At 64.3% G+C, this 6,068-nt stretch carries 5 protein-coding genes; 3 read left to right on the top strand and 2 right to left on the bottom strand.

The features are described 5' to 3' along the window. Window positions 1-505: 505 nt before the first annotated feature. Window positions 506-2,326, top strand: coding sequence for an allophanate hydrolase (gene atzF, locus QRN48_RS24860; protein WP_285354046.1), 1,821 nt, complete (start codon window positions 506-508; stop codon window positions 2,324-2,326). Window positions 2,327-2,385: 59 nt separating this feature from the next. After that, complete coding sequence (locus QRN48_RS24855) at window positions 2,386-3,084, top strand: GntR family transcriptional regulator (RefSeq protein WP_191945989.1); 699 nt, start codon at window positions 2,386-2,388, stop codon at window positions 3,082-3,084. A 66-nt stretch (window positions 3,085-3,150) separates the two neighbouring features. On the opposite strand, the gene QRN48_RS24850 is transcribed toward QRN48_RS24855, so the two are convergent. Both QRN48_RS24850 and QRN48_RS24845 read right to left on the bottom strand, forming a co-directional pair. Further along, window positions 3,151-4,023, bottom strand: coding sequence for an NAD(P)-dependent oxidoreductase (locus QRN48_RS24850; RefSeq protein WP_191945972.1), 873 nt, complete (start codon window positions 4,021-4,023; stop codon window positions 3,151-3,153). Between the two features lie 174 nt (window positions 4,024-4,197). Beyond that, window positions 4,198-5,139: a DMT family transporter gene (locus tag QRN48_RS24845; RefSeq protein WP_191945971.1), complete on the bottom strand. Its 942-nt coding sequence runs from the start codon at window positions 5,137-5,139 to the stop codon at window positions 4,198-4,200. A gap of 74 nt (window positions 5,140-5,213) precedes the next feature. Here QRN48_RS24845 and QRN48_RS24840 point away from each other — a divergent pair, with 74 nt between their 5' ends. Further along, complete coding sequence (locus tag QRN48_RS24840) at window positions 5,214-6,068, top strand: LysR family transcriptional regulator (protein WP_191945970.1); 855 nt, start codon at window positions 5,214-5,216, stop codon at window positions 6,066-6,068.

Genomic DNA, 6,068 nt, shown 5'->3' with positions numbered 1-6,068 from the left:
CGCAGGAGTGCGTCAACCGCAGCATTGGCGTGGTGCGCAGGAGTGCGTCAACCGCAGTATTGGCGTCGTGCGCAGGACCTGTAGGAGCGCGCTTGCCCGCGAACCCGGTCTAACCCTCGCTGCTGCAGCGTCTGACCCCATGCGTTCGCCAGCAAGCCGGCTCCTACAGAGGTAGCGGTGGGTCAGGTGCGTCGATGTTGTGCGCTGGTATTTTTCGCGGGTAAGCGCGCTCCTACAGTGGATTTTCGTCAGCTGCGGCATTGGCGTGGTCCGCGGATTTTCGTCAGCTGCGGCATTGGCGTGGTGCGCGGACCTGCGTCATCCGCTCCTGTGAGTGGTGCGCCGATGGCACCAAAAGCTTGCACACGGTGCCCGTTCTGGGCGCGTGGGGGCCTGCATTCCACCGTTGTGTCCTCGATTTTCGCCATGGGGCGGGGCTTGCGCGGCCATGGCCCGGCTTTTGCTTTTGTTGAATCCAAACTTGGATACAAGATGGATGCCTCCCATGCACGAGCTGCAAACCCCTCATTTCGGCTGGACCATCAATGAATGGCTGACGGCCTATCAGACCGGGCAACTGACGCCGGATGTGCTGCTGTCACTGGCCGAGTCCTATCCTCAAACGGATACCGCATGGATAGCCCGGGCCAGCCAGGCGCAGCTCAGCGAGCAGCTGAAGGCCCTCGCTGAACGCCTTGAGTCGCACAAAGGCGACATCAGCCAACTGCCGTTGTACGGGGTGCCGTTTGCCATCAAGGACAACATCGACGCGGCCGGCTGGCCGACGACGGCGGCATGCCCCGAGTTCGCCTATACCGCCAGTGACGACGCAACAGCACTGGCACGCCTGCGCGCAGCGGGCGCTATTTTGATGGGCAAGACCAATCTCGACCAGTTCGCCACCGGCCTGGTCGGCACGCGATCGCCCTATGGCGCGGTGCCCAACAGCTTCAACCCCGATTACGTCAGCGGCGGCTCCAGCTCGGGCTCGGCTTCGGTGGTGGCACGCGGCTTGGTGGCGTTTTCCCTCGGCACCGACACCGCAGGTTCCGGACGAGTGCCCGCTGGCTTCAACAACATCGTCGGCCTGAAGCCGACCAAGGGCCGCTTGCCCAATACCGGGCTGGTGCCGGCGTGCAAAACCGTGGACTGCATCTCGGTGTTCGCGCTGACCGTGGCAGACGCACAGATGGTCGCTGGCCTCGCCGAAGGCTTCGATGCGGCCGATGCCTATTCCCGGCGCAACCCGGGCACCGCGCCGGTGGGGTTCAGTGCAGGCCTGAAACTGGCGGTGCCGGACACCCTGGAGTTTTTCGGTGACAGCCAGAATCAGGCAGTGTTCGAACAGGCGCTGCACCGGCTGAGCGACATGGGCGCTGAAATCACCCGCATCGACTTCACCCCCTTCAAGGCGCTGGCCGAGCAGCTGTATTACGGGCCCTGGGTGGCCGAGCGCACGGCGGCGCTGAGCGCAATGCTGGACACCCGACCCGGCGCAATCAACCCGGTTGTGCGCGGCATCGTCGAAAGCGGTCTGGCGTACAGCGCCTGTGACGCCTACCGCGCCGAGTACTTGCGCGCCACCCTCAGCCGGCAAATCAACGAAGCGCTGGCCGCATTCGACGCCCTGGTCGTGCCCACCTCCGCGACCCTGCGCACCCAGGCTGAAATGGCCGAAGAGCCGGTGTTGTACAACTCGCAGTTCGGCTTTTACACCAACTTCACCAACCTGGCGGACCTCTCAGCGCTGGCGGTGCCGGCGGGCATTCGTGCCGATGGCTTGCCTTCGGGAATCACCTTCATCGCTGCGGCCTGGCACGACACTGCGCTCGCCCGTTTCGGGCAGCGCTGGCAGGAAAGTCTGCGCTTGCCACTGGGCGCCACCGGGCGTGCCATGCCTGCGCCGACGGCTTCGCTCCCCGTTGCACCGCGTGGCAGTGTGCGCGTTGCGGTAGTAGGCGCGCACCTGACCGGCATGCCGCTCAACCGCCAACTGACTCAACGCGACGCCGTGCTGGTCGAGCAGAGCCTCACTGCAGGCGACTACCGGCTCTACGCCTTGCCCGGCACGGTGCCGCCCAAGCCGGGCCTGGTGAAATCGACCAGCGGCGCGGCAATCATCGTCGAGCTGTGGGACATCCCGCTGGCGCGTTTTGGCGAATTCGTCGCCGAGATTCCCGCGCCGTTGGGCATCGGCAATCTGACGCTCAAAGACGGTCGCAGCGTCAAAGGCTTCATTTGCGAGCCCTGGGCGATTGAAGACGCGCTGGACATCACCGCTTTCGGTGGCTGGCGCGCTTACATCGCCAGTCTGCAGAACGCCTGAGCCCACCCTGGGGCGGCGAACAGTTCGCTGCCCCAGAGCGTCACTGTCCTTGCCGGAGTATTCAGCCCATCATTTCCGCTCAGACACCCAAGCCACGCCCGGCCAACCTGGCCGAGCGTATTTACCAGCAGCTCAAACAGGACATCTTCGAGTTCCGCCTGCTGCCCGGCGACCGCTTCAGCGAGGGGGAGGTGGCCGAACGAGTGCAGGCCAGCCGAACGCCGGTGCGTCAGGCCCTGTATCGCCTGGAACGGGAGGGTTACCTGGAGGTGTACTTTCGCAGCGGCTGGCGGGTAAGGGCGTTCGATTTCGCCTATTTCGAGGAGCTTTACGATGTGCGTATCGTGCTGGAGTGTGCGGCCCTGGCCCGACTTGAGCAGTTGGACCTGAAACAGCAGCCGCTGATCGAAGAAATCACCCGGACCTGGCGGCTCGAACCGTCGCACCGTCTGCGCGATGCTCACGAGGTGTCAGCGCTGGACGAGCGTTTCCATTGTGCGTTGGTTGAGGCCGCCGGCAATGGCGAGATGACGCGCATGCACCGGGAGATCACCGAGAAGATTCGCATCATCCGCCGCCTGGATTTCACCCAGACGGCGCGAATCGATGCGACCTATGACGAGCATGCGCAGATCCTTGATGCCGTACTCGCCTGCCAGACCGATAAGGCGCAGCGGCTGCTGACCCGGCACATCGAACTCAGCAAGCAGGAAGTGCGCAAGATCACGCTGCACCGCCTGCATATCGCCCGGCCATGAGCCCAGGCCTCTCGCCTCAGTTGCGGCTCATTAGGCGCAGCGTTGTTCAATACGGTTCAGCAAGGCTCAGCGCGGGTTGCGTCGCTCAGCCACCTCGGCGAGTACCGCGAGATCCATTTCGCCCTGACCATGCTCCATGGCGTCCTGCAGGTGAGCGCGGACCATGTCGGCCAGCGGCATGTGTACCGAGACTTGCCCGGCGGCTGCCAGCGCCAGGTCTACGTCTTTCAGGCCAAGCACGGCCTTGAACGCGGCCGGTTCGTACTGACGTTCACCAATCAGCGCGCCGTAGCCGGCGTAGACCGGGCCGGGGAAAACGGTTGAAGACGCCAGCTCCACCAGGTCCGCGGATTTCAAACCGTGGCGGGTGACCAGCACGGCCGCTTCGCTCATCGCCTCAATGGCTGAAACCAGCATGAAATTCATCGCCAGCTTCATGACGTTCGCGCTCGAAGGCGTCTCGCCGATATGCCAGGTTTTGGTGCCGATCAGGTCGAACAGAGGCTGCACGGTATCGATGGCCTGGGCCGAACCGGCCGCGATGATGTTGAGCTTCCCGGCGGCGGCCACATTGGGCCGGCCCATCACCGGCGCGGCGATGTAATCGACCCCTTGTGCTGCATGCAGCCCCGCCAGTTCATCGGCGAAGGCGACAGCGATGGTGGCCATGTTGACGTGGATCAGCGGGCCCTTGAGTTGCTTGAGCAATCCGGAATCCAGCAGCACCGCACGCAAGGCCTTGTCATCGGCGAGCATGCTGAAGACCACGTCAGCGGCAAACGCCTGCGCGGGTTCGCTGACCGCCGTGGCGCCTTGCCCGACCAGCGCTTGCGAAGCACCGGGTGAACGGTTCCAGACCAGCAGTTCATGACCGCCTTTCAACAGATTGGCGGCGACGGCCTGACCCATATTGCCAAGGCCCAAAAAACCGATTTTCATGGGGGTGCGCTCCAATGGAGGGTGGGGGTGTGGCGCACACTCGTACCATCAAACCTTCGGCCATTCACCTGAAACTTTGGTCATCTGTCGGAATTGATCGGTGCAGCCGTGACAGACCCGCCCTGCAGCGCGCGCTCCAGGCCTGACCCGCCGTCTGCAACTGACGGCTGCACATCACGCAGGCTTTTGCGCTTGTCGCGCTTCCCCGCGTATCACCAGGCCAATCCCCAGCGTAGACACCGCCATGCCCAATGCCATCAGCCATGACAGCGGCTCATCGAACATGGCCCAGGCCAACAGCAACGTCAGCGGCGGGCTGAGATAGAGGACGCTCGCGACTCGGGTGGCGCTGGAACGGCGCAGGCACATCCAATACAGGCCGTAGCCGCCCAGCGTCGACAGCGCTACCGTCCACAGCACGCTCGTTACAAAGCCGCTATTGGCGACGGGCGCGAGACTGCCATGCCAGCCGGCAACACCGGCGAAGGCGAAGGTCGACACGAAGCACTGCAACCAGAGGTTGGGGAGCAAGCCCATGGCCTGGGAGGCGGGCGCCTGTTTTTGCCACAGCGTGGCGACCGCCAGCGACAGCATGCCCAGCACCGGCAGACCGTAGGCCCACGGTGGCGCATTGCCTAAAGCCAGTGCGTCATGGGTGGCCAGCACCACGCCGGCCAGGCCGATCAGCAAACCGGCCCACACCTGTCGGCCCAGTCGCTGGCGCAGGACCACCGCCGCCAGCACCGCCATGCCCATCGGCAGCAAGTCGGCGAACAGCGCCGCCAGCCCGGCCGGCACGCCGAGGGCGATGCCTTCGGTGACGCCGATCAGGTAACCGGCCATGGCCAGCAGACCGATACCCGCGTTTTTCAGCAGCACTGTTCGCGATGTCTGGCGCAATTGCCGGACGACGAACGGGAAAAGGATGAGCGTGACCACGACGCACCGCCAGAACACCACCAGGGAGGCTGGCGCGTAATCGATGGAGAAGCGCGCGCCGATAAAGCCCGAGCTCCAGGTCACCACAAGCCCGGCTTCGAGCAGCGGCAGCGGCAGTGCTCGACGCGGGGCAACGAGGGGCAGGGTGGCACTGGTCAGTTCGTTTGAAGTGTTCATGGACCTACCGTACGCAACCGCCGTAATCTGATAAATCAAAATAAATGGCAGTAGTCATTCGGGATTCGTAAATCATGGGCGCCATCCTCGATATCGAACACGTCCGCACATTTCATGCCGTGGCACGCATCGGCAAATTCAGCGCGGCGGCCGAGCATCTGCACAAAAGTCCGGCGGCGGTCAGTGTTCATGTCCAGCGGCTGGAGGCGGTGGCGGGCGGGCGATTGCTGCATCGGGACAATCAGTCGGTGTCGCTGACCCCGCTGGGCCGGCGCTTCCTGACGTCCACTCGCGCGCTGCTGAGCACCCATGATCAAGTGCTGGCTGATTTGCAGGGCACGCGCCTGGCCGGGCGCATCACCCTGGGCGTGCCGGATGAATACGCCGCGCATCTGATTCGCGACGTGCTACCGGCCTTCGCCGCGGCGTGGCCGAACATTGTGCTGGAGCTGAAAACCGCACCCAGCTACGCGCTGCGCGATCAGGTGCAGCGAGGGCGTTTGCAGGTAGCGATCATCGCGCAGCCGCGGGGTCAGCTGGGCGCCGACGATCAACTGCTGGTGCCCACGACGCCGGTCTGGGTCGGCGCCGCGCATCTTTCGGGGGATTTGCCCGACCCGTTGCCGCTGGCGGTGCATGCCGCGCAGTGCCCCTACCGGCAAGTGATGATCGAGTCACTCAAGCGCAGCGGCCAACGCGTGCGCATCGTGCTCGACAGCCCCTCCAATCAGGCGGTCAAGGCATGCGTCGAAGCGGGTCTGGCCATCAGCCTGATCGACCGCGCGCGCGTGACCGATGCCATGCGCATCCTTGAGGGGCTTCCGAAAGTTGATGACCACGACGTCATCGTGGTCCGCTCGGCGGCCTCGAAAGGGGATGACGCGGTGGACCTGTTGAGTCAGGCGATCGGGCAGAATTTTCGGCTTTGA

The organism is Pseudomonas sp. ME-P-057 (genome assembly GCF_030208975.1).
Classification (GTDB): domain Bacteria; phylum Pseudomonadota; class Gammaproteobacteria; order Pseudomonadales; family Pseudomonadaceae; genus Aquipseudomonas; species Aquipseudomonas lutea.
This window is presented reverse-complemented; position numbering and strand designations above follow the sequence as displayed.

Excerpts from the sequence above, each read along its gene's own strand:
- QRN48_RS24845 (WP_191945971.1), bottom strand. The coding sequence starts at position 5,139 with ATGAACACTTCAAACGAACTGACCAGTGCCACCCTGCCCCTCGTTGCC.
- QRN48_RS24850 (WP_191945972.1), bottom strand. The coding sequence starts at position 4,023 with ATGAAAATCGGTTTTTTGGGCCTTGGCAATATGGGTCAGGCCGTCGCC.
- atzF (WP_285354046.1), top strand. The coding sequence starts at position 506 with ATGCACGAGCTGCAAACCCCTCATTTCGGCTGGACCATCAATGAATGG.
- QRN48_RS24840 (WP_191945970.1), top strand. The coding sequence starts at position 5,214 with ATGGGCGCCATCCTCGATATCGAACACGTCCGCACATTTCATGCCGTG.